17 protein-coding genes and 1 pseudogene are annotated in these 23411 nt (G+C 38.4%); 8 read left to right on the top strand and 10 right to left on the bottom strand.

Annotation, left to right across the window (positions count from 1 at the left end):
• Nucleotides 1-11 precede the first annotated feature (11 nt).
• From ABWU87_RS02365 to ABWU87_RS02375, 3 genes are all read left to right on the top strand, one after another.
• Nucleotides 12-1133: a SusF/SusE family outer membrane protein gene (locus ABWU87_RS02365; RefSeq protein ID WP_353332936.1), complete on the top strand. Its 1122-nt coding sequence runs from the start codon at nucleotides 12-14 to the stop codon at nucleotides 1131-1133.
• A 22-nt stretch (nucleotides 1134-1155) separates the two neighbouring features.
• A complete protein-coding gene (locus tag ABWU87_RS02370; protein WP_353332939.1) occupies nucleotides 1156-2544 on the top strand; it encodes a SusF/SusE family outer membrane protein in 1389 nt (462 codons plus the stop codon).
• Nucleotides 2545-2771: 227 nt separating this feature from the next.
• Nucleotides 2772-5462 (top strand): alpha-amylase family glycosyl hydrolase, encoded by a 2691-nt coding sequence (locus ABWU87_RS02375; RefSeq protein ID WP_353332941.1) that lies wholly within the window; start codon nucleotides 2772-2774, stop codon nucleotides 5460-5462.
• A gap of 217 nt (nucleotides 5463-5679) precedes the next feature.
• Here ABWU87_RS02375 and ABWU87_RS02380 read toward each other — a convergent pair whose 3' ends face one another.
• Nucleotides 5680-9102, bottom strand: coding sequence for a polysaccharide deacetylase family protein (locus ABWU87_RS02380; RefSeq protein WP_353332943.1), 3423 nt, complete (start codon nucleotides 9100-9102; stop codon nucleotides 5680-5682).
• 353 nt (nucleotides 9103-9455) lie between these two features.
• Here ABWU87_RS02380 and ABWU87_RS02385 point away from each other — a divergent pair, with 353 nt between their 5' ends.
• Nucleotides 9456-10286: a glycoside hydrolase family 25 protein gene (locus tag ABWU87_RS02385; RefSeq protein ID WP_353332945.1), complete on the top strand. Its 831-nt coding sequence runs from the start codon at nucleotides 9456-9458 to the stop codon at nucleotides 10284-10286.
• A 204-nt stretch (nucleotides 10287-10490) separates the two neighbouring features.
• On the opposite strand, the gene ABWU87_RS02390 is transcribed toward ABWU87_RS02385, so the two are convergent.
• From ABWU87_RS02390 to ABWU87_RS02425, 8 genes and pseudogenes are all read right to left on the bottom strand, one after another.
• Nucleotides 10491-12344, bottom strand: coding sequence for a glycoside hydrolase family 13 protein (locus tag ABWU87_RS02390; RefSeq protein WP_353332946.1), 1854 nt, complete (start codon nucleotides 12342-12344; stop codon nucleotides 10491-10493).
• A 288-nt stretch (nucleotides 12345-12632) separates the two neighbouring features.
• Nucleotides 12633-13784: a sodium ion-translocating decarboxylase subunit beta gene (locus tag ABWU87_RS02395; RefSeq protein ID WP_353332948.1), complete on the bottom strand. Its 1152-nt coding sequence runs from the start codon at nucleotides 13782-13784 to the stop codon at nucleotides 12633-12635.
• Between the two features lie 4 nt (nucleotides 13785-13788).
• Nucleotides 13789-14217: an acetyl-CoA carboxylase biotin carboxyl carrier protein gene (locus ABWU87_RS02400; protein WP_353332950.1), complete on the bottom strand. Its 429-nt coding sequence runs from the start codon at nucleotides 14215-14217 to the stop codon at nucleotides 13789-13791.
• A gap of 34 nt (nucleotides 14218-14251) precedes the next feature.
• Nucleotides 14252-14614: pseudogene (locus ABWU87_RS02405) on the bottom strand (OadG family protein); the annotation flags it as partial.
• A gap of 87 nt (nucleotides 14615-14701) precedes the next feature.
• Entirely contained in the window at nucleotides 14702-16255 is a 1554-nt protein-coding gene (locus tag ABWU87_RS02410; protein WP_353332952.1) for an acyl-CoA carboxylase subunit beta, read from the bottom strand.
• Nucleotides 16256-16281: 26 nt separating this feature from the next.
• Nucleotides 16282-16686 carry a methylmalonyl-CoA epimerase gene (mce, locus tag ABWU87_RS02415; protein ID WP_353332954.1) on the bottom strand — a complete coding sequence of 135 codons (405 nt, stop codon included), beginning with the start codon at nucleotides 16684-16686 and terminating at the stop codon, nucleotides 16282-16284.
• 128 nt (nucleotides 16687-16814) lie between these two features.
• Nucleotides 16815-19220 carry a TonB-dependent receptor gene (locus ABWU87_RS02420; RefSeq protein ID WP_353332956.1) on the bottom strand — a complete coding sequence of 802 codons (2406 nt, stop codon included), beginning with the start codon at nucleotides 19218-19220 and terminating at the stop codon, nucleotides 16815-16817.
• A 73-nt stretch (nucleotides 19221-19293) separates the two neighbouring features.
• Nucleotides 19294-20277 carry a GNAT family N-acetyltransferase gene (locus tag ABWU87_RS02425; RefSeq protein ID WP_353332958.1) on the bottom strand — a complete coding sequence of 328 codons (984 nt, stop codon included), beginning with the start codon at nucleotides 20275-20277 and terminating at the stop codon, nucleotides 19294-19296.
• Between the two features lie 85 nt (nucleotides 20278-20362).
• On the opposite strand from ABWU87_RS02425, the gene ABWU87_RS02430 reads away from it, so the two are divergent.
• Genes ABWU87_RS02430 through ABWU87_RS02445 form a run of 4 tightly spaced genes read left to right on the top strand, consistent with a single transcriptional unit; the run spans nucleotide 20363 to nucleotide 22776 of the window.
• The gene (locus ABWU87_RS02430; RefSeq protein WP_353334397.1) at nucleotides 20363-20899 is read left to right on the top strand and encodes a nitroreductase family protein; all 537 of its coding nucleotides are present in this window, start codon (nucleotides 20363-20365) and stop codon (nucleotides 20897-20899) included.
• Nucleotides 20874-21659: a Rossmann-like and DUF2520 domain-containing protein gene (locus ABWU87_RS02435; RefSeq protein WP_353334398.1), complete on the top strand. Its 786-nt coding sequence runs from the start codon at nucleotides 20874-20876 to the stop codon at nucleotides 21657-21659. The genes ABWU87_RS02430 and ABWU87_RS02435 overlap by 26 nt, the downstream gene beginning before the upstream one ends.
• On the top strand, nucleotides 21656-22177 hold the full coding sequence (locus ABWU87_RS02440) for a KdsC family phosphatase (RefSeq protein WP_353332960.1): 522 nt from the start codon (nucleotides 21656-21658) through the stop codon (nucleotides 22175-22177). Before ABWU87_RS02435 ends, ABWU87_RS02440 begins: the two co-directional genes overlap by 4 nt.
• Nucleotides 22178-22194: 17 nt before the next feature.
• On the top strand, nucleotides 22195-22776 hold the full coding sequence (locus ABWU87_RS02445) for a Maf-like protein (protein ID WP_353332962.1): 582 nt from the start codon (nucleotides 22195-22197) through the stop codon (nucleotides 22774-22776).
• Nucleotides 22777-22932: 156 nt separating this feature from the next.
• On the opposite strand, the gene ABWU87_RS02450 is transcribed toward ABWU87_RS02445, so the two are convergent.
• Nucleotides 22933-23133, bottom strand: coding sequence for a hypothetical protein (locus ABWU87_RS02450; RefSeq protein WP_353332964.1), 201 nt, complete (start codon nucleotides 23131-23133; stop codon nucleotides 22933-22935).
• Nucleotides 23134-23411: the final 278 nt, after the last annotated feature.

The following is a 23411-nucleotide window of genomic DNA, read 5'->3' on the forward strand; positions in this document are numbered from 1 at the left end:
AAGAAATTAATATGAAAAAAATAACAATATTGGCTTCCTTGTTTCTAGGATTGTCTCTCTTCACAGCTTGTGATAGTGATAGAGACTCTAATCCCATATTACAAGACCCAACTACATTCGTATTGAATACTCCGGCCTATTCAACTTCTGAATATGACCTGGAAAAATCTAAAAGTATCGAATTGACCTGCTCTCAGCCTGATTATGGATTTACTGCAGCAACTATATATTCTGTTCAGATATCGTTAAATAATGATTTTAAGACAGAAGGAGCTTTTGCAGATTTGGCAACTACATATACAACTGCTAAAATGAATGTGGATGCTTCGGAAGTAGCTGTTGCTGCTACTAACTTAGCGCTTGCCGAAGGAAAGACAGAAGCCGACTTCCCACTTATAACTAAAGTATACGTTCGCTTGAAAGCCGCATTAACAAATGGTATGGGGGCAATCTATTCAAATCCTGTTACTTTGAGCAATGTTAGAGTACATTTTGCTCTACCTCCCGTTTTATTGCCTACAGCAATGAATATTATCGGTGGTGGTATTGGTGGCTGGGACTGGAATGCTAATGCCCTTGAAATGGTACCAACATTTGATAATAACGGAACATTCTGGCGTATAATCTATGTTACTGAAGGTGGTGAAATCAAATTCAATAGTGTAAAAGACTGGAATGGTGGCGAATTTGGAACATCTGCAACTTTAGTAGATAACGCTGATGCAGGTTTAGGAGGAGATGGTAATATATCTGTTGCGAATGCAGGATGGTATTTGGTTGTTGTCAAGTCGACTTTAGTTGGCCGTAACATTAATTATACAGTTGAGTTTAATGCTCCAAAAGTATATATGATGGGAAACACTGTCGGTGGCTGGGATATTAAAGATGAGAATTCATTTACAGTGCCAGCTGACGGAACAGGATTCTTTGTGTCTCGTCCTTTAGATGCCACCGACGAAGTTCGCATGTGCGTAAAGCTTACTGACTTAGACTGGTGGAAGACCGAATTCATTGTATTGGCAGATGGTAAGATATCTTATCGTGGAACAGGTCCTGACCAGGAACGCTATAAAGTTGATGCAGGAAAACGTGTATACCTGAACTTTATGACTGGTAAAGGTAAATACGAATAATAACATTAAATTAAGAACAAATATGAAAAAGTTATCATTATATACTCTTTTATTGGTATCTGCTCTTACTGCATTAACTTCATGCACTGAAGATTTCAATAAAGATGTTGCTGCTCCACAAAGCTGGAAGCAGGAAGATGGAAAGACGATTTCTTTCTCAGCTGTAGCTGCATCAGCTACGACTATTGACTTGGCTACTGTAACCACTGATTCTGTTGCTATTTGCTCATTCACTGCTCCACCAGTGAGTGAGGGGCAGACTATAAAGGGTTTTGATATTGTACTTGATGGGACTGTAAAGTTGAACGTAAATGCACATGGACAAGTTGCCAAGGCCGACCTTCAGTCTGCAGTTACAAAATTGTATGGTAAACGTCCGGCACCAAGAACTATGAAAAGTGTAGTTAATGCATATATGAGTACTAACGGTCAGGTATTTCGTGCGTCTTCAGATGTAATTAATATTATTGTAACTCCGGTTGCACCGTTGATTGAATCAGCCTATTACTTGATTGGAGATATGAATGGCTGGGATGGAGCTAAATTAATTAAATTCAATCATAGTGATAAGGATGTATATGAAGATTCATATTTCAGTGTTATAGTTAAAATACCGGCAAATTCCTATTGGAAGATTATTCCGCAGTCAAATGTAGATGCTGGTAATGTTTGGGCAGATGGCGTTTTGGGAACCATTACTAATGGTGATACTTCAATGAGTGGAAATTTGACTAGAAATAACCCTCAGGCCGGAAAGATTGCCACAGACCCTGGTTACGTCAAGATAACGTTGAATATGATGGAATACACATATTCAATTGAATACATTGGAAATATGGCTCTTCAACTTTATGTACCCGGTGCTCACCAAGGATGGAACCCTGCAACAGCTCCTTTTGTCTATTGCCAGAATTATGATATGAAATATGATGGGTATGTAAACTTTACTGCAGATAATCAAGGATTCAAGTTTACTTCTGAGCAGAATTGGGATGGTACCAATTACGGTGACGGTGGTAACGGAACCCTTAGCACTGCAGGAGGTGACTTAAAAGTCGCTACAGCCGGTTTCTATCGCTTAACAGCAGATTTGTCTTCAACTCCGCTTAAGTATACAGCAACCAAGACAGTATGGGGACTAATTGGAGATGCGACTACCGGTGGATGGGATTCCTCAACACCAATGACGCTTAATCCTGAAACTGGAGAATGGACAGTGACTACTACCTTGACTGGAGGTAAATCATTTAAGTTTAGAGCAAATGATGCATGGGATATTAACCTTGGAGGTAATGCGAACAACCTGACATACGGTGGTGATAATGTTTCTGTTACCAGCGATGGAACATATAAGGTAACACTGAAGTTAGGCAATCCAACAGCCTACAAATTTACCATGGTAAAGCAATAATCACTTTATAAAGTGGTATGGCATAAAAGGTCGTTCTTTTGGACGGCCTTTTATTTCATTTTAAAGGACTATGATGTCTGATGTTATTATAGCTTCCCAATTTGTGTTAATCTTTGCATATTAAGATTCTTTTATTGGAGATAAGTTGTTTTATATAGAGACTTTTCAAGTTTCCAATAGAGACCTTTGATGAATTTTTCATTTAGATTTTATAAAATAGACAAATTATGAAGAAAGGATTACTTCTTTTTATTTTATGTTGCATTTCATTGCTTGGCTTTGCTCAAGGAACTGTAACAACCAGCCCATCACCACTTAATGCGGATCTGCCGGGGAAAATTACATTTATACCATCTTCATCCTCTCCATTGTATAATTATTCCGGAGATATTTATGTGCATATAGGTGTTATAAATGGATCAACTTGGCTTTATGTACCTGCAGATTGGAATACAAATCTGGATAAATGTAAAATGACTAAAGAAGCAGCCAATACTTGGTCAATTTCTCTATCCCCGACTATTCGTGAGTGGTTTGGTGCAACCGGACCGATTACAAAGATTGGTCTAGTTTTCCGGAATGAGAACGGTACATTAAAGGGAATTTCTACAGATACATTTGTTTCGGTCACAGACAATAACCTGTATGTTTCATTGTCCGGAAGTTCTGCTTCGGGTGTCTATGAGATAGGTTCTACTGCAACATTTACCGCAACGGCAACTTCTGCTTCAAATCTGAGCATCTCGGTTGATGGAATTAATATAGCAAGCAATTCTGCATCAACGTCTTTGACTGCAACATATACTTTTAACTCAATTGGTTCGCATGTTGTTAAAGCGACTGCCAACAATGATCTGTCTACAGTATCTGTTACATCAAATGTTATAGTTCGCAACCCAATAGTAACTGCTACTCGTCCAACTGGTACAGTTGAAGGTATAAATATTATAGATAATAATACGGTAACCTTTGTCTTCTATGACCAGGATACTAGTGGAAATCACAAAGATTGTGCCTTTCTGATTGGTGATTTCAATAACTGGACATTAAGTAGTGATTATCAGATGAAATGGGATAATGTTAATAAATGCTGGTGGCAGACAGTTACAGGATTGGATCCTAATATCGAATATGGATTTCAATATTATTTCTGTTCAACCACGGAAAGCCCTATTCGTTGTGCAGATCCTTATTGTGAAAAAATACTCGACCCATGGAATGACGGTTATATCTCTACTGATGTATATCCCGGTTTAAAACCTTATCCATTTGATAAGACCTCAGATCCTGTGGCTGTTTTTAAAATTAATAAAACCAATTATAGCTGGCAGGCCACCAATTTTATTGCTCCTGATGCCCAGCATCTACGGGTTTATGAATTGCTTGTCCGAGACTTTACTACTGATGGAGCAATAAAAGCCGCGACTGCAAAGCTTGATTATATAAAATCTCTTGGAATGAACGCTATTGAGTTGATGCCTATTCAGGAATTTGATGGGAATGATAGCTGGGGATACAACCCAAATTTCTATTTTGCTCCTGATAAAGCTTATGGTACGCCGAATGATTATAAAACATTCATTGACGAATGTCATAAAAGAGGATTGGCTGTTATTCTTGATGTGGTGTTCAACCATTCTTGGGGACAATTTCCATGGTGCAAACTTTATTGGGATTCTGTCAACAATCGCCCTGCAGCAAATAATCCTTTTTACAATGCAATAGCTCCTCACCCTTATTCCGTAGGTAATGATTTCAAGCATAGTAATCCAAAAGTACGTGCATATTTCAAAAATGTACTTGCTTATTGGATGAATGAATATAAAGTAGATGGTTTCCGTTTCGATTTAAGCAAGGGCTTCACAGATAAGTCAAGTACTGAAAGCACAGCATCCAATTATGATGCAACTCGTATTTCTTATTTGAAAGAATATATTGATAAGATTAAGTCTGTTAACCCCAAGGCATATGCAATCCTGGAACATTTCTGTGTGGTTACAGAAGAAGCAGAACTGGCAAATGATGGTGCCATGTTATGGCGTAATTTGAATAATGCATATTGTCAGTCGGCCATGGGATATTCTTCAAGTAGTGATTTCTCTGGTTTATATTATGGGACCTCAATGCCTGCTGCTAGTTTGATGGGCTATATGGAAAGTCATGATGAAGAGAGGACTGCTTTTAAAGCAAAATCATACGGGGAAGCTTCATTGATAAACAGCCTGGATGAGCGGATGAAGCAGGAAGCCAATAATGCTGCATTCTTTTTCACAGTTCCTGGGCCAAAGATGATTTGGCAATTTGAGGAACTGGGATATGATGTATCCATCAATGAAAATGGACGTACAGGGCGTAAACCTGTACTTTGGAACTATTATGATGAGACAGCCAGAAAAGGATTGTACGATAACTATAGTAAAATTTGTGCATTGAGAAATTCATATCCCGATCTGTTTTCTACAAGCTCAACCTTCAGCTGGCTTGTCGCAACATATAATTGGTACAGTGGCCGGTTTATAAACATAGAATCAGCAGATAAACAGAAACATGTTGTGGTTGCCGGTAATTTTAGTAATACATCAGGTGATATTTCTGTCACATTCCCTCATGTAGGAACGTGGTACAATTACTTAGATAAAACGTCAATAACAGTAACTGCGACTACACAGAATGTTCAGATACCTTCTCACGAATTTAAATTGTACACTGATTTTGTACCTGTTATTTCAGGTATAGAAGATATTATTCTTTCGGATAAAGAAGTAAATAGTGTAGATGTTTTCTCAATAAATGGAATTCTGGTTAAGAACCTGAAAACTAGATCTGAACTAAATGATATCAATCTTGGGAAAGGATGCTTTATACTTCGGACTCATTATACCGACGGAACATATAGTACAACCAAAATTATGAAGTAATAAAGACTCTTTTGGTATAGTGATAGGTCTAAAAAAGACACTAAAAGAAAGAGATTACAGATCTTACTTTATCGAACTGGTCAAATCATAAAGAGAGCCATTTTCAATCCAAAGATAGGTTGAAAATGGCTCTTTAAATTTGGGGTATTTATAAATTATAATCTATATCATGCCATAAACGTTTTTGATACCTAATTCTACTATGGGGGTGAAGTTGCTACAATTCAGCCACATTTCCAGTTCTTTTTAAAACTCCCCAAGTCTGCAATTCCCCTTTTATAGCTTTCTTGAAACTTTTAAACAGTACAACATACATTATCCATCGGTAGCAGAATCTTTGAGGGATGATCCAGATTAATTTTGTAACTTTCTCTTTCTCAAAGATAAAGGCAACAACCGAGATGCTAATGTCAACAAGCATAAACAACAGATAATATAGGCCTATTTTTGCAGCATTGCCGGCAAATAATCCAAAAAGCAAGAATAAATCGGCTAATGGTGAGAAGAAAGGTATGAAGAATTGGAAAATCAGGATATTTGGCATAGCCCAAATTCCTAATCCTTTATATTTCTTGTCCAATAATGTTTCTCTATGCTTCCAGAATGTTTGCATTACACCAAAAGTCCATCTGGTGCGTTGTTTGATGAATTGCTTAATTTTTTCAGGAGCTTCGGTCATAGCAATTGCTTTGTTTTCATTTTCAATTGTATAACCAGCTTTTAAGATACGTATGGTTAAATCACAATCTTCAGCTAAAGTATCAGTAGTAAAGCCTCCTGCCAATTCAATTGCTTCTTTTTTAAATGCACCAATTGCACCTGGAACTACAGTTATAGCGTTAATATTTGCATATGCCAAACGATCAAAGTTCTGACTGGTTACATATTCTATTGCCTGCCATTTGGTAAGCAGGTTGATTTGGTTACCAACTTTTACGTTTCCAGCAATAGCTCCGACATTTTCAGCCCTATTTTTATCCAAAAAATGCATCATCATTAATGAAACAGCGTTTGGATACAACTTAGTATCTGCATCTATACAAACAACATAGTCTGCATCTGTGTGCATTATACCGTAATTCAAGGCAGAAGCTTTACCTCCATTAGGTTTCGTGAATATTCTAATTTTTTTATTTTCTGATAATGCTTCTGTAACTCTTTTGAAAGTCTCGTCTTTACTTCCATCGTCTACAAAAATGATATTAAAGTTAGGATAATCCTGTTTCAGCAGATTATTCAAAGAAGAAACTGCATTCACTTCTTCATTGTAAGCCGGAACAATTATAGAAACAAGAGGTGCATTTTCAAGCAGGTTATTATCAAAAGAAATATTCTTGTTTTTACGTTTCTCTCTTGTTGTGAGTACCATCATGAATACTAACCGGGCAATTCCTAAAACAATGAATATGATGAACAATGCAGTGAGGAAATTCCCTATCCAGTAAGTCAGTTCTGCCAGAGCCAGGTTTGACTTCATAATATAGAAACCACTACCTTTAGGTACACGTGGCATTAATTGCTCTTTACTTTTTTGCAATATTGAAGGAAGATCAGTAAAAGTGTATCCTCTTTTCTGAAAGTACTCAATAATCATTGGAAGTGCCTTTACCGTTTCTTCCCTTGTTTTTCCTCCTGCGTCATGCAATAGGATAATATTCCCCCTTTTTTGCTCAACGGCTTTCACCACTCGTTCAAAAATAGTTTGCGCCGTGATACCTTCCTGCCAATCTTCAGGGTCAATATTTTCACCAATATCCAGGTAATTCTGTTTTCTAGCTAAGGCAACAGGAATGATTTCCTCCATTGTTACTGGTTCACTGTCAGCATTATAAGGAGCTCTGAAGAGGATTGTGCTGTGACCGGTTACACATTCAATCAATAAACGAGTAAGTTTAAACTCCATTAATGCTCTTTCCGAAGTTATGGTTGCTACGTTTCTATGCGTAAATGTGTGATTACCAAGCAAATGTCCTTCATTGTAAATTCTTCTGAGGATTGGTAGATTTTTCTCAGCTTGCAGACCCACAACGAAGAATGTTGCAGGAACGTGATACTTTGAAAGAATATCGAGAATCTGAGGAGTATATTTTTCATCTGGTCCATCATCAAAAGTTAATAATAACTTAGTCTGTGGAGCCTCCCCATATTTTCTTACCTGATAGGTACTAGGAATTTTAATATAGTGTTCTTCTGCAATGAGCATTTCTGTGCTGTCGATTTCTGTAATGATTTTGCCTGGATGTGGAGTATTCAGTACATCAAGTACCTCTCCATCACCTATATAATCCACATCATTGACCATCGTTACATTTTCCAGACTCTTTTTACTGATTCTCTTCGCACCATCTTTTGATATGTCTTTGTTGTAGTATGTCCATACCCGGCTATCTTCACTACCAAGTCTCCAAATTCCAAAACCAGCCAAACCATATTCTGCTCCAAACCGCATGGTATTGAAATGGGTTGCCGCATCTGTGAAATATACCTGATGAATAATGTTCTTATCATCCTTATAAGCATAATTCAGGTTATAAGTATCATTATCAAAAATGATTTTTGATTTACTTGCAGAAGCTCGTGAAAGCGCTTGTTGATATGTAACGTTAGGAGTTGAGTTTGCTGCAGCCGGCCAATCATAGCCAAATGCTCCTAGACCAAGAATTATCTTTTCAGCTGGGACCTTTTCTGCCAGATCGTCTACAGTGGCTTCAATCCATTTTTGTGAACTTATTGGGCCCGGGTCGCTGTCTGAAGAGTATTCATCATATGCCATCAAACAGAGATAATCATTGTATTTTGCAAGTTCTTTGATGTTGTAGTCTTCATTAAACGGCATAATATCCTGTGTCACTAAAAGTCCTTTCGCATGAAATGCTTCAGAGAACTCTTTAACAAACTGAATGAGATATGCATCGCTTTTTTCATTCAATGATTCAAAATCGAGATTAATCCCAACAAAGTTGTGCTTGAGACATTCGTTTAAAACGTAGTTAATTACCTTTTTCCTTTTTTGCTCATTATGCAGAATTCGTCCGATAGCTTCCGGTCTGAATTCCCTCTCAAAGTTATTGCTTAACATTGGCATAATTGGAACTCCGCTTTTTCTCATCAGATTGTATCCACGCACGTCGACATTTGTTTTTACTGCATCGGTTTTCGGATCAATAAAGAACCACTCCGGCATTATCAGATTCAGGTTACGGATATTCCTTTTAAGAGAGAAGAAAGATTGCGGGTCCCAAGCAACATAGAAAGCTGCACGGATGCCTGCAGGAAATCTGTTCCAGTTATTAATTATCTTGTTTGAGCTGTTTGGAGTCAGGTTATTCTTAAATTGATTATACCTGGCAAGTGATTTCATTTTCTCTTTTTCATAATCCGTATGCAGCTTCTTATCCGAAATATAATCTCTAAATCCTTTATATTCTTTCGAAAGCTTTGTTTCTTGCATGAATGGTCTTGAAGCCGTTACTACACTTCGATAATTATGTCTGAAAGGTAAAGTCGGTGTTTTATCAATGATTAGCATGATAATTAATGCAGAAAAAAGTATTGCTGCAATAAAAATTATAAACCTCATGCTCCATTTAAACTTTTTCCATCTGGAAGTGTTTTCAGTTTGGAAGATCTGTTTGCCCATATTAGTATAATATTATATCTCTTGTTTTGGTGACAAATTTAAAGAAAAAGACGCTTACGAATAGTAAATATTGAATTATATATTTATAAAATATGGTTAATTAATTTTTATGTTCAATCATTGATCAGCTTTTTAAGATGTTTCACAGAAAAGATGCGTTATTAACGTGAATTTATAGTAGTCGATTTAACGAAAATAGCTTCATCATTTTATAAAGATTTAAGTAGATGGTTCTTTGATAATACCCAAAAATCCTAAAACAAATCAAAATGTATTATAAAGAACACTTTATCGTAAGTTATTCCGTGGATAAAATCCTTATCTTAGCAGCGTTTTTAATATACTAATGAAAAATGAAAAAGTATTTGTCGCTTATCTTATCTGTTATATTCCTGTTGTTTTCTTCGAATGTTGATGCACGTAAAAAGAGACACCGTCACCGCCGTGTTGCAAAGAAGCATGTTCGTGTTGTAGATGTAGCTCCTGTTGTTCCTCGTATTGTTGAAGGGATCTGCGGCATTGATGTTTCTCATTATCAGGGAACCATTGACTGGGATAAGGTGGTACATTATGAAAATAATCCAATAAAGTTTGTATATATAAAGGCAACCGAAGGAAGTACCATTAAGGATGAATGTTATGAACGAAATATAACACTTGCTAAACAGAAAGGCCTTTTAGTAGGCAGTTACCATTATTTCACTACTCGTTCATCTGCCGAAGAACAGTTCGAGAATTTCAAGCAGACAGCGAGTAAAGATTCTCAGGATCTTATTCCTGTAGTAGACATTGAAGAATGCAGATATTGGACTGAAGATATTTTTCACAAGAATTTGCAGGTTTTTTTAAATGAGGTTGAAGCGCATTATGGTAAGAAACCTGTTATCTATACAATGCCTTCTTTTTACAATAAATATCTGCTGGATAAATACAAAGATTATAAAATATTTATTGCTCAGTATGGCGATGGAAATCCAGAACTAAAAGATGGAAGTAACTGGCACATTTGGCAGTTTACACGCCGAGGACGTATTGAGGGCATACGAGGAAATGTGGATGTCAATGCAATTAACCCTCAGTGTGACCACAAAGAAATTCTGCTTTATCACAATGAACCGAATGCAAATCAAAGTGTAGAAAAGAGAGAAGAGGCTCCCAATCCGGTTCCGGTTCCTGTAAGTTAGCAAAATTTATAATGAGAATATCGAAAGAATTTCTATAACCTCAATCCGAGAAGGTTATGATTTTCAGTTTCTCCAAATTAAAAGAGCCATTTTCAATCCATAAGATAGGTTGAAAATGGCTCTTTAATTATGCAATATGTTTGTCAAATCATAATCTGCAGTTCAGTCTTTAACATCTGGATTAATGTTAGTTCCTTCTCATAATTATAATTCAATAATCATGGATTGTCTAGGTGAAAGATGCAGATCAGTGGTCAGATCGATTGCCTTATCACTGACAATGTCTTTTCCCGAAACGTGGTTCTTAATCACTTCCGAATAGTTCTTAATTGGAAGAGATTGTTCTTTGCTGGTTCCATTAAGAATAACCATCACTGTTTTCCCTTCGTAAGTTCGTGAATAGACGTAAATACCGTTCTGAGGAAGGAATTGTGTCATGCCACCTTTCGAGATAGCTTCGTTTCCTTTTCTCCAATGCAATATTTTACTAATATAATCAAAAGCTTCATTTTGTTCCGTTGTACGTCCTTCTCGAGTAAAGGCATTTTGAGCATCATCTTTCCATCCGCCTGGAAAATCTTTTCTCACATTTCCGTCACTGACATCCTTTTTCCCATTCATCATGATTTCAGTTCCATAATAGATTTGAGGAATTCGTCTTGTAGTAAGAAGCAAAGTAATAGCTTGTTTCAAGGCAGCAATGTCATGTCCATCTTCCAGGAATCGGTTGGTATCATGGTTATCCAGAAATGCCATTACGGAAAGCGGGTTAGGGTAGAGGAAATCATATACAAAATTGTTGTATATTCTATTCAGACCTTTCCAGTCTTCAGTGCTCTCTTCATGTTTTGCCTGATTTACCTTTTCAAAGAAACTGAAGTCCATCACGGTCTTTAAATTAGAATTCCTTGGTGCAGACAACTTAGAATCTTTTTGCCAGTATGCTGTATAGGCAGGTTCGGTGACCCACGATTCGCCAACCACATTGAAATTCGGATATTCTTCATTCAACTCTTTCATCCACTCCGCCATCGCATCGAAATCCGCATAGGGGTAAGTATCCATACGAATACCGTCGATGCCTGCATATTCAATCCACCAAAAGCTGTTCTGGATAAGGTAACGCAGTACATGTGGATTACGTTGATTAAGGTCAGGCATTGATCTTACAAACCAGCCATCGTTCATTGTTTTAAAATCATATTTTGATGCATACGGATCGACATGTGGAGTAAGTTTGAAATTGGTTTGCACAAATTTCTTTTCATAATCAGGGAAATTAAACCAGTCATGCGAAGGCATGTCTAACAACCATGGATGCTCTGAACCGCAGTGGTTGAAAATCATATCCATCACAATCTTTAGTTTTTTCTCATGTGCTTTATCAATCAGACTCTTATATTCTTCGTTACTTCCGAAACGCGGGTCAACCTTATAATAGTTGGTAGTAGCATATCCATGGTAAGAACCACCGGTCATGCTGTTTTCAAGAACCGGAGTAAACCATAAGGCTGTTACCCCAAGCTCATTAAAATAGTCCAAATGTTCTGATATTCCGGCAAGGTCACCACCGTGACGTGCATTCGGATCTTTTCGGTCGGCTTTAGAAGGAGATAAAGTGTTATCATTATCATTTGCCGGATTCCCATTTGCAAAACGATCGGGCATTAGCATATACAGTACATCCGATGCGTCGAAGCCAATTCTTTCAGTTCCTTTATGGCTACGCTCCTTAAGTTCGTAGTATTGAATCTCTTTTTTCTTTCCTTGCGTGAATGTGAGTTGTACTTTACCTGGCTTTACCTCCTCATCAAGAAACAGGTATATCAACAGATAATTCGGGCTTTCCAGTTTCACCACACTGCCTAGTCTTACTCCTGGATAGTTCACGGCTACATCCCACGAAGCTATGTTTGCTCCGTATACCATCAATTGTAATTTTGGATTTTTCATCCCTACATACCAGAATGATGGTTCAATCTTGTCTATATTTTTACTTGCTGCATTCATTGTAGATGCAATTATAAACAAGACTAAAGTTAAAAGTGTTTTTCTCATGGTTATAATAAATGTTGTTATATGTGGCGAATATAGTCAAAAATGTTCTCCGAAAACTTTGTAGTTCTGTTTCTTTTCGATGATGTTAATGCAAACGATTTCATGAACTCTCTAAAATATAAGAGATGCTTCAAAATGAGGAATCCCTCTCTTCAGAAAGAATGCTATTTGACTAGTCTTTCACTGAGAACTTCTCCATCCAGAATATTGTATATTATGTCTGTTTGTATAAAAAAAGGGGTTGCCTTGTATTAAGGCAACCCCAATCTATTTTGAGATTATGATATATTACATCAGCAATCCAATAAATACTCCCGCAGCAATCGCGGCACCTATGATACCTGCAGCGCAAGGTCCCATGGCGTGCATATGCAAGTAGTTGGTCGAATCATATTCTAGAGCAACTTCTTCCGAAACACGTGCTGATATTGGAGCTGCAACACCTGCATTTCCAATAAGCGGGTTAATCTTATTGCCATTCTTCAGGAACATATTGAGCAATTTAACGAACAATATACCTGCGATGGTAGCAATAACAATTGCCAGGAATCCTAAAACGATGGTATATACAGTTCCTGATGTAAAGAAACTTTTTGCAGTCATTGTAATACCAACTGTCAATCCTAAGAAGATTGTCACGATATCGAGTAATATTCCGCTTGCAGCTTCAGCTAAACGACGAGTCACGCCGCTTTCCTTCAGCAAGTTTCCAAAGAACAACATTCCAAGTAATGGAAGTGCAGCTGGAATCAATAAGCAAGTCAGCAACAATCCGATAATCGGGAACATCACCTTTTCAGTGTGTGAAACCTGACGTGCCGGTTTCATCTTGATTGTTCTTTCGTTCTCATTGGTCAATAACCGCATAATCATAGGTTGAATTTTCGGAATAAGAGCTATGTACATATAAACTGAAACAGCTATTGCTCCAATAAGTTCAGGAGATAATTTCGATGCAAGGAAAATTGCAATTGCTCCGTTTGCGCCTCCAATTGTTCCAATTCCTGCAGCTTGAGTAGGATCAAGTCCCAACACCATTGCAAGAATGTACGCACCGAATATACCTAACTGGGCAGCTGCACCAACCAACATTAACTTCGGATTTGAAATCAGAGCAGAAAAATCTGTCATGGCACCAATGCCTAATAGAATCAGAGGCAGATACCATCCGCTTTCTAACCCTTGATAGAGAACATTGAGTACAGAACCATCCGAGTATAGATCAAAATCTCCACCGATAGTGAAAGGTATATTACCAATCAGAATGCCGAATCCGATCGGAATCAGCAACATCGGTTCAAAATCTTTTTTGACTGCCAGATAGATAAGGCACACTCCGACAAGCATCATTACAAATGTCCATGGCGTTGCGTTCGCGAATCCTGTATAACTCCAGAAGTCAGCAAAGTTATTAGTTAAAAATGTTCCAAGTCCTCCCATACTATTATTCAATTACGATGAGATCAGTTCCTTCAAGAACAGAATCTCCATTATTTACGTTAATAGCGGTAACTTTTCCATCCTTTTCTGCATGGATATTGTTTTCCATCTTCATAGCTTCAAGAATAAGAACAGTTTGTCCTTTCTTCACTGTGTCGCCTACTTTCACTTTAATATCCAGGATGATTCCAGGAAGCGGAGATTTAACAGCATATTTGTTTGTTGCAGCTGTTGGACGAGCCACTACAGGTTTGCCACTTTCTGTTTTTGGAGCGGCAGCCGGACGTGTTACAGGTTTTGGAGCTACAGTTTTTTCAATTTCTACTGTATAAGGTGTACCGTTTACTTCAACTGTAGCGATGTTGTTTTCATCAATGTCATTAACCGTAACTTTATAGAGGTTTCCATTGATTTTATATTTATATTGTTTCATCTTTTTTGAATTAAGAATTAATATTAAAATGCTTTTAACGTCTACGCGGGGTTTCAGTTAAAGTATAAATCTTAGAACTCCATGGAGAATAGTTACGTTTAACCTTGTTGATGGTTAATACAGTGTCTTCCACGTCATGTACATTGTCCTGAAATTCGTGCAATGCCATTGCAATAGCAGCAAAAACCTCACCGGACTCTGAGCCGATGGCCTTTTCCTTAGCAACATTCTTATCTGTAATTCCCTGAGCCTTCATAGCATTCTTCTTTGATAGCTTAACAGCTACGTCAGCAATGATTTTGAATACCAGATAAAGAAGGATTAAGCCAAGGAAAATTGCAACCATAGCAATAATGGTCATGCCAATGCCTGCAGAGTCATCCTGACGGAAATTTTGTGCATTTGCGCCAATGCTTCCTGCAAGCAAAGTGATGATTAATACCCCTTTATTTAATTTGTTCATAACTTATCTGTTTATAGTTACTTATAATGGAATATTACCATGCTTTTTAGCAGGGTTGGTCAATTTCTTAGTCTGTAATTGTTGCAGAGCACGGATAATGCGGAAACGAGTGTTTCTAGGCTCAATTACATCATCGATATAACCATATTTTGCAGCATTGTATGGGTTTGCAAACAGCTTGGTGTATTCAGCTTCTTTTTCTGCCATGAATGCATTTGGATCTTCTGCTTCCTTAGCTTCCTTAGCATACAATACTTCAACTGCACCAGCACCACCCATTACGGCAATTTCTGATGTTGGCCATGCATAGTTCATGTCACCGCGAAGTTGCTTGCAGCTCATTACGATGTGAGAACCACCATATGATTTTCTTAATGTAACTGTTACTTTAGGAACTGTGGCTTCACCGTAAGCATACAACAGTTTAGCTCCGTGAAGAATTACACCGTTATATTCCTGTCCTGTACCTGGTAAGAATCCAGGAACGTCAACCAATGTTACCAATGGAATATTGAATGCATCGCAGAAACGAACGAAACGTCCGGCTTTACGTGATGCATTGCTATCGAGCACACCTGCCAGATATTTAGGCTGATTTGCAACAACACCTACTGATTGTCCGTTGAAACGTGCAAAACCGATGATGATGTTCTTTGCGTAGTCTTTCTGGATTTCAAGGAATTCACCATTATCAATGATTGCACCGATTACCTCGTACATATCGTAAGGTTTATTGGGGCTATCAGGAATAATGTCATTCAATGAATCTTCCAGACGGTCGATTGGATCATCACATGTAACAAGCGGAGCTTCTTCCAGGTTGTTCTGAGGAATGTAGCTAAGCAGCTTGCGGATAATTCCTAAACCTTCTTCTTCTGTTTTTGCAGTGAAGTGAGTAACACCCGATTTAGAAGAGTGAACACTTGCACCTCCCAGATCTTCCTGAGAAACATCTTCACCTGTTACAGTCTTAACTACTTTCGGACCAGTAAGGAACATGTAAGAAGTTCCTTCCATCATCAGTGTAAAGTCTGTCAATGCAGGAGAATAAACGGCACCACCGGCACAAGGACCAAAGATACCTGAAATCTGAGGAACTACACCTGAAGCCAGAATGTTACGTTGGAAAATTTCAGCGTAACCTCCCAGTGCGTTGATACCTTCCTGAATACGAGCACCACCCGAGTCATTAATACCAATTACCGGCGCACCCATTTTCATGGCCTGATCCATCACTTTGCAGATCTTTTGTGCCATTGTTTCAGAAAGAGAACCACCAAATACGGTGAAATCCTGTGCAAAAACATATACTAATCTTCCTTCGATAGTTCCGTATCCGGTTACAACACCATCACCGAGGAATGATTTCTTTTCTTGTCCAAAGTTGGTACATCTGTGTTTCACAAACATATCCATCTCTTCAAAACTTCCTTCGTCTAATAACTGAGCAATACGCTCACGGGCAGTGTATTTTCCTTTCGCGTGTTGTTTTTCAATTGCTTTTTCACCACCACCTAAGCGAGCTTGAGTACGTAGTTCTATAAGCTCTTTTACTTTTTCAAGTTGATTACTCATGAATTTATTATGTTAAAGTTAATAATTTATTGTTCACAGAGTTCAGTCAGAACACCCAAAGTAGATTTTGGATGTAGGAATGCAATTTGCAGACCTTCAGCTCCCTTGCGAGGTGCTTTGTCAATCAGGCGAATTCCATTGCCTTCCATTTCAGCTAAAGCATTTGCAACTCCATCTTCAACAGCAAATGCAAGATGATGTACACCTACACCTTTGTTTTCAATGAATTTAGCAATTGTACTTTCAGGGCTGGTAGGTTCTAGAAGCTCAATTTTAACGTCTCCAACTTTTAGAAAAGCAGTTTTAACCTTTTGGTCTTCAACCACTTCGATGTTGTAGCATTTTAAACCTAAAACATTTTCATAATAAGGTAAAGCTTCTTCGATGCTATTAACGGCAATACCCAAATGTTCAATGTGTGAAATCTTCATGACTATTCTATTTTATTATTAGTATATATAGTTTATATTGTGTATATCTATATCATAAAAGAGTACAAAGAAAGTCAATTACTTCTTAATAAAGAAATATTTCAGCATTTATTTAGGTGCTGTTACCGTTAAAACTCCAAAAGTAATCGGACGTTAATCTGACGAGATGTCAGGTAATTAGGTACCGCATACTGGTTATTATAGACGTCTGTCACCCAATAATATGAGTTTACGTTATTTATACCTAACAAATTGAAAACATCAACCCCTAACCACATGTTGCGGATATGTCTGCTTATTCGGCCTCTATACGTATTATCTTCATTGTCGATTAATTGTCTCGACATACCTATATCCACTCTTCTGTAGGGAGGAGTGCGGAACACCATTTTTTCCATTCCTGAATGCGGAGGACCAAAAGGAAGACCATCTGCCCAGCATGCCTTCAGATTCATTTTCCATTTCTTGTTTCCGGGAAAATAATCACTGAAGTATAAAGAAATATTGTATCGCTGGTCGGTAGGACGTGGAATCCATTTTCCGTTTATCTTTTCTTCAGTTTGCATTAGTGAAAGGCAAAGCCATGAATCGGTACCTGTTACAAACTCTCCGAACAGTTTCATGTCAAGCCCTGCCGCATATCCCGACGATATATTTTTGCCATAATAGCTTATGCGCACATTATCAATATTGTATGGCACTAGGTTGTTCAACTTCTTAAAATACATCTCGGTAGTAAATTTGAAGGGTCTTCCCAATGCCCGGAATTTATAATCACCTGCAAGAACATAATGAATGGATTGCTGTGATTTAATGTTTCTGTTCAGCGTAACAATCGTATTTCCTTCAACAGAGGTCGTATCACGAAATTCTTTGTAGAATGGAGCCTGATAATAGATTCCGGTGGCAGCCCGGAAGGTGAGATCTTCATTAAATCCGGGAATCAGGGCGAAAGAAACACGTGGACTAAAGATAAATTCTTTATTCCAGTTCCAGTAGCTGCCTCTTACTCCAGCATTGAGTGTAAACAGCCCCATTTCGGATGAAAATTTATAAGTATCCTGTGCATAGAAAGAATAGCGGTTGCTATTAATCTCATTTTTCGATGCCAGACTGTAGATTAATTCTACACTGTTGCTGCTTCGTGGAAGAGAGTACCCTGCAGAATCTCTCATTTCCCATTCCCGGAGCTTATCTTTTATTATCTCTTTTTTTAATTCGATTCCCCATTTAATTTGGTTTCTTTTAATCAGGTGGTTCCCGGTAAAAGTAAGGCTTCTTACATCCGCCCTCAGGTAGTTTCGCGCATGTTCCATGTAAGTTCCCACTCCCACGGTTTCCGACCCGCTTTCGTTAGAAGTGCTACCGTCAAGCGAACTTAGCCAGTATTGCCCCGTAATATCGTATGTTTCCTTTTCTTTGGTTCTGAACGCCGACCCTATCAAAGATACGTTATTATATGAATTCAAGTGGTAAGTCACGCTTCCCGATCCAAAATAGGTCTGGAATAAATCTTTTTCCTGACCGCCGAAGTATACCTTAAATTCCTGAACGGAAGCTATAGTCCCGAATTTAGTGGAACGATCCTTAGGCGTAAAATTGTATTTGTTTTGCGAAATATTTCCTATGAATCCAAACTCCCATCTTTTGTTGGGCATCCAATTCAGATAAGTCTGATAATCAAGGAAACTAGGATCGTATTCCCCTTTTGTTTCAAGGCTTCCAAGTAGATAACGATTGGTTTTATATCGAATACCATGAGTCATTGAAAAATGCTTGTTTCCATATCCTGCATATACATTCGCTCCGAGAAGGCTAGCCGAAACAGCACCTTCCATTTTTTCCGGTTTCTTGTAAGTGATATCCAGAACAGACGACATCTTGTCCCCGTATTTAGCTTCGTATCCACCAGATGAGAATCCAATATCCTGAACCATGTCCGGATTGATAAAGCTAAGCCCCTCTTGCTGTCCGGAACGGATGAGTAACGGACGATATATTTCCACGCCGTTTACATAAACGATGTTCTCGTCAAAACTTCCTCCCCGGACATTGTATTGAGAACTTAGTTCGTTGTGAGAGCTTACTCCGGCTTGTGTCGCAATAAGCGATTCAATATTTCCTCCCGAGGCATCTGGCATTAGCTTGGACCCTTTTGGCTTTATTTTTTCAGTCATTCCAGTCTGCCGTTTCGTTTCAGTGACTGTTACCTCACCAAGTTCGATGCCGGTATTAAGCAATACAACATTCAGTGTGATTTCTCCATGTGGATTTCTAAGGACCCGTTTTTTTGTATTATATCCCAGCATGGAATATATTAATACAACGCTGTCTTTTGAAGCTACAGTAATTGAGTAATGCCCTTTCAGGTCAGTGACGGTTCCAATAACTTGCCCTTCAACCCGCACGCTTGCTATTTCGATCGGATTATTATCCTGATCCATCACTATTCCCGATACTTTAGCCGTTCCCTGAGCCATGATTGCAGCGGGGAAGAATATAGTTATAAGTGCCAGAAGTGCACAATATTTCATAATAACACAATCTTTTATTTTTATGCTTACAGGCACGTTCATGCCTTTATCATTTAATAACGTAAAAAACGAGTTAAGTGTATATTCTGGCGAAAAATTTATTTAAAAACGGCCAATTCAGTCGGAACCATCTTCGGGAGCTTTGCTGTTTTCCACCAAATCGGAGAACAAAATCCCTGTATCCATGTTTCTTGAACGGTAACCCCACATCCATGTATTCAAGATGCTTGTATCCCATTTTATGAACAAATTTCAGTGCTTCCCATATAGCAAGAACTCCGGGATAGAGATTTTTATAAGTTTTTCTAATCCCGCCTGAAAACAACAAATAAGCATTTTCTCCAGAGAAAACAACCACCGATCCTCCGATAATCATCTCCTTATATTTTATGATAAAGATTTTACCTATTCCTTTATGCACAGCATTCTCGTCAAAATGCTCAAAAAACTCGATGCAAGGAAAATGTTTACGTATATTGTACGAATAGTTCTTTCTCAGCATCTTCGAGAATAAACGTATATCTTTAGGAGTGTCGGCAGTATACGCTTTTGCCCCATTTGCATATCCTTTTTTTATCTGTCTTCTTCTGGATACACTTATATTTTCCAATAAGTTTTTATTGTCATAGAGTGAGTTTTTTACCCTCATCCAGTTAATTGGAAAGTACTTGTTGTTTCTGAATGCTTTATAGCCAAACAGGGCGTTCTCCAGATTCCTGAATTCAATAACGAACGACTCCTTTAAAGCAATGTTGGTAATGTATTCAAGCATCTCCTCAAAAACCTGTTCACTATTAACCATATCATCAAAATATTCGCCCGTGCCATATATTTCGCAGCGTCGAATGATGCTCGGCGGAAACAGCCTGTTTGACTTTCTGATTACAAACAGTATTTTGGCCAGAGGTTTCAGTTCATTATATGCCACAACCAAAACGGGTGAGTATCCCGGAGTGGCTTCATATACATGAAACATCTCTTTGGAATAAAATACGTTGCTCCCCGGCAAGTCAGGGATGTCATCAACATGATAATATGTAGAGAGCTTTAGAGTCATATAGTCGCAAATTTATAATTCTTAACCATAAAATCAAAATTCTAGTTGTATATTTGTGGTTTAATGAATATGCAATATAATAATGATGGAACATTTTAGCGATTTAATAAAGAATAGACGAAGCATGCGAAAATTTACCTCTGAAGAACTTACTCAGGAAGAGGTGGTAAATTTATTGAAAGCAGCTTTGATGTCTCCCTCCTCTAAACGTAATAATCCCTGGCAATTTATTGTTGTTGATGATAAGGAAACACTTGCCAAACTAGCCCATTGCAAAGAGCATGGCGCAAACTTCATTGCCGATGCTGCTTTGGCTGTAGTTGTTGCTGCCGATCCGTTGGTAAGCGATGTCTGGATAGAAGACGCTTCGGTTGCTTCAATTATGATTCAGTTGCAGGCCGAAGACCTCGGACTAGGAAGTTGCTGGGTGCAGGTACGCGAAAGGTTTGCGGCAACCGGAATGACATCCGACGAATATGTACACGGAGTTCTGGATATTCCATTGCAGTTGCAGGTTCTATCCATAATTGCCATCGGGCATAAGGGCATGGAACGTAAGCCTTTCAACGAAGAAAATCTGCAGTGGGAGAAGATTCATATCAACAAATATGGAAGCAAATAAAATAGTATTTATCGGGTCCGGAAATCTCGCTACCAATCTGGCTAAAGCTTTCTTCGACCGACAAATAAAAATTTCACAGATATACAGTCGCACGGAAGAATCCGCACGATTACTGGCTGAAGCCGTGGGTGCCGATTACACCACATCACTTGCGCAGGTCATTACCGATGCAGATATATACATCGTAGCACTGAAAGATGATGTAGTTGCCCAGCTGATGCCGCAAATCATTGCAGGCAAGGAGGGAGCCTTGATGGTTCACACCTCGGGCAGCCTGCCATTAAGCATCTGGCCCGATTCCGTAAAACGCAAAGGAGTCTTTTATCCGCTCCAAACATTCAGTAAACAGCGCAAGGTTGAATTCGATTCCATTCCGGTTTTTATCGAATGCAATAACCCCGACGATAATAGCTTGCTCAAAGAGCTGGCTGCATGTATCACGAATCAGGTTTGCGAGCTATCATCCGAAAAACGCCGTCAGCTACATCTGGCAGCTGTTTTTGCCTGCAATTTCACGAATCACATGTATGCACTTGCAGAGAAGATATTGAAACAATACAACATACCTTTCGACTATATTCTTCCTTTGATTGAGGAGACCGAAAAGAAAGTGCACTATCTTTCTCCGCACCAAGCGCAAACGGGTCCTGCAGTGCGTTATGATGAAAAGGTTATCAATAAACACCTTGAGCTGCTGTCGGGCGAACCCGAGATGCAGGAAATTTATCAACTATTAAGCAAAAGCATACACAGGTTATGAGTACAATCAATTACGATTTAAAGAAGATAAAGGCCCTGGCTTTTGATGTGGACGGAGTGCTGAGCTCCGATATGGTTCCACTTCATCCAAGCGGTGAGCCAATGCGATGTGTCAATATCAAAGACGGTTATGCCTTGCAGTTGGCAGTTAAACACGGGCTTCATATAGCAATTATCACAGGAGGAAGAACAAACTCCGTGCGCCTCCGTTTCGAAGGGCTTGGTGTAAAAGACCTCTATATGGGCTCCAGTATTAAAATAAACGATTACAATAAGTTCAAGCAAAAGTACAATCTTGCAGACGAAGAGATTCTCTTCATGGGCGATGACATCCCCGATTTGGAGATTCTTCAAACCTGCGGACTACCTTGTTGCCCGGCCGATGCAGTTCCCGAAGTGAAAGGAGCGTCACTCTATATCTCTCATAAGAACGGCGGGTGCGGTTGCGGAAGAGATGTTGTGGAACAGGTTCTCAAAGCCCAGGGCAAATGGCTTAACGGAGAGGCTTTTGGATGGTAATTTTAAACAGATTATAAATGCTCGATAATTTAAATAAATACAAGATAATACTTGCCTCCAATTCTCCTAGAAGAAGAGAGTTGATGACGGGGCTGGGAGTGAAGTACACCGTCAAGACACTACCCGATGTAGACGAGTCGTACCCCGAAACCTTGTCGGCAGGAGAGATTCCCGTCTATATCGCCAAAGGCAAAGCGGATGCCTACATGCATCTTATTAAACCCGACCAACTGATTATTACCGCCGATACCATTGTGTGGCTGGAAGGCGAAGTGCTTGGAAAGCCCACAGATGAGGAAGATGCCAGAGCGATGCTTCGTCGCCTTTCCGGGAAAACGCACGAGGTAATTACCGGCGTATGCCTTACCACCCAAACATTCCAGAAGAGTTTTTATTCAGTGAGCGACGTTACATTTGCTACGCTCGATGAGGAAGAGATAGACTATTACGTAACCCATTACCGTCCGTTCGATAAAGCAGGCGCCTATGGCGTTCAGGAGTGGATTGGCTTTGTTGGTGTGGAACAGATTTCCGGTTCCTATTTTAATGTTATGGGTCTGCCCATCCAAAAGCTGTATCGGGAGCTGAAGCAGATTTAATTTATAACTTTCACTTATATAATGGAGCTATTTCCAGTCCTCATTGTAGGTTGGAAATGGCTCTTTTGTTATTATTGGTTTCTTATTTGTAGATTACAAAATAATTTATTCGGGATCAGAAATGCAATACGTCTTGTTAATTTGATGGCCATTACACTATTTTTTACCTTTTCTTTTATCTTCAATATATTCCAAAATAAAGACAGCAAATCCAAATGTTATAACTATTACGCCAATAATCGCGCAATAAATGTAATATTTTGATTTAAGCAACTCGTTTTCAAATACAGCCAATATTACGAACATCGAAAGCATAACTTTTGACATAATTTTCGTCAGTTTTGTATACTTATTCATATCATTATTTTTTTGAATTATTTAGATAACTATGTGTTTTATCAGATATTTTGTATCCTAATAAAATCCCAGATAATAAGATCATTATATAGGTGTAATATATAGATATGTCTTTTAGCCAAAACGCATACAAGAGTAAGTAAATTAAAAACAAAGCATGTATTATTGTGTACGAATAATAGTGCAAATTAAATAAAAGTTTCCGCTTCATATTTTTACTGTTATTAGTTTGAATATTTATTATTTACTTTATTGCTGGCATACCTAAATTATTGTTT

This window comes from Bacteroides sedimenti (genome assembly GCF_040365225.1).
GTDB classification, from domain to species: Bacteria; Bacteroidota; Bacteroidia; order Bacteroidales; family Bacteroidaceae; genus Bacteroides; species Bacteroides sedimenti.

Bases quoted from the DNA above. Each gene is read 5' to 3' on its own strand.
- ABWU87_RS02365 (WP_353332936.1), top strand. From the start codon at position 12: ATGAAAAAAATAACAATATTGGCTTCCTTGTTTCTAGGATTGTCTCTC.
- ABWU87_RS02370 (WP_353332939.1), top strand. From the start codon at position 1,156: ATGAAAAAGTTATCATTATATACTCTTTTATTGGTATCTGCTCTTACT.
- ABWU87_RS02375 (WP_353332941.1), top strand. From the start codon at position 2,772: ATGAAGAAAGGATTACTTCTTTTTATTTTATGTTGCATTTCATTGCTT.
- ABWU87_RS02380 (WP_353332943.1), bottom strand. From the start codon at position 9,102: ATGGGCAAACAGATCTTCCAAACTGAAAACACTTCCAGATGGAAAAAG.
- ABWU87_RS02385 (WP_353332945.1), top strand. From the start codon at position 9,456: ATGAAAAAGTATTTGTCGCTTATCTTATCTGTTATATTCCTGTTGTTT.
- ABWU87_RS02390 (WP_353332946.1), bottom strand. From the start codon at position 12,344: ATGAGAAAAACACTTTTAACTTTAGTCTTGTTTATAATTGCATCTACA.
- ABWU87_RS02395 (WP_353332948.1), bottom strand. From the start codon at position 13,784: ATGGGAGGACTTGGAACATTTTTAACTAATAACTTTGCTGACTTCTGG.
- ABWU87_RS02400 (WP_353332950.1), bottom strand. From the start codon at position 14,217: ATGAAACAATATAAATATAAAATCAATGGAAACCTCTATAAAGTTACG.
- ABWU87_RS02410 (WP_353332952.1), bottom strand. From the start codon at position 16,255: ATGAGTAATCAACTTGAAAAAGTAAAAGAGCTTATAGAACTACGTACT.
- mce (WP_353332954.1), bottom strand. From the start codon at position 16,686: ATGAAGATTTCACACATTGAACATTTGGGTATTGCCGTTAATAGCATC.
- ABWU87_RS02420 (WP_353332956.1), bottom strand. From the start codon at position 19,220: ATGAAATATTGTGCACTTCTGGCACTTATAACTATATTCTTCCCCGCT.
- ABWU87_RS02425 (WP_353332958.1), bottom strand. From the start codon at position 20,277: ATGACTCTAAAGCTCTCTACATATTATCATGTTGATGACATCCCTGAC.
- ABWU87_RS02430 (WP_353334397.1), top strand. From the start codon at position 20,363: ATGGAACATTTTAGCGATTTAATAAAGAATAGACGAAGCATGCGAAAA.
- ABWU87_RS02440 (WP_353332960.1), top strand. From the start codon at position 21,656: ATGAGTACAATCAATTACGATTTAAAGAAGATAAAGGCCCTGGCTTTT.
- ABWU87_RS02445 (WP_353332962.1), top strand. From the start codon at position 22,195: ATGCTCGATAATTTAAATAAATACAAGATAATACTTGCCTCCAATTCT.
- ABWU87_RS02450 (WP_353332964.1), bottom strand. From the start codon at position 23,133: ATGAATAAGTATACAAAACTGACGAAAATTATGTCAAAAGTTATGCTT.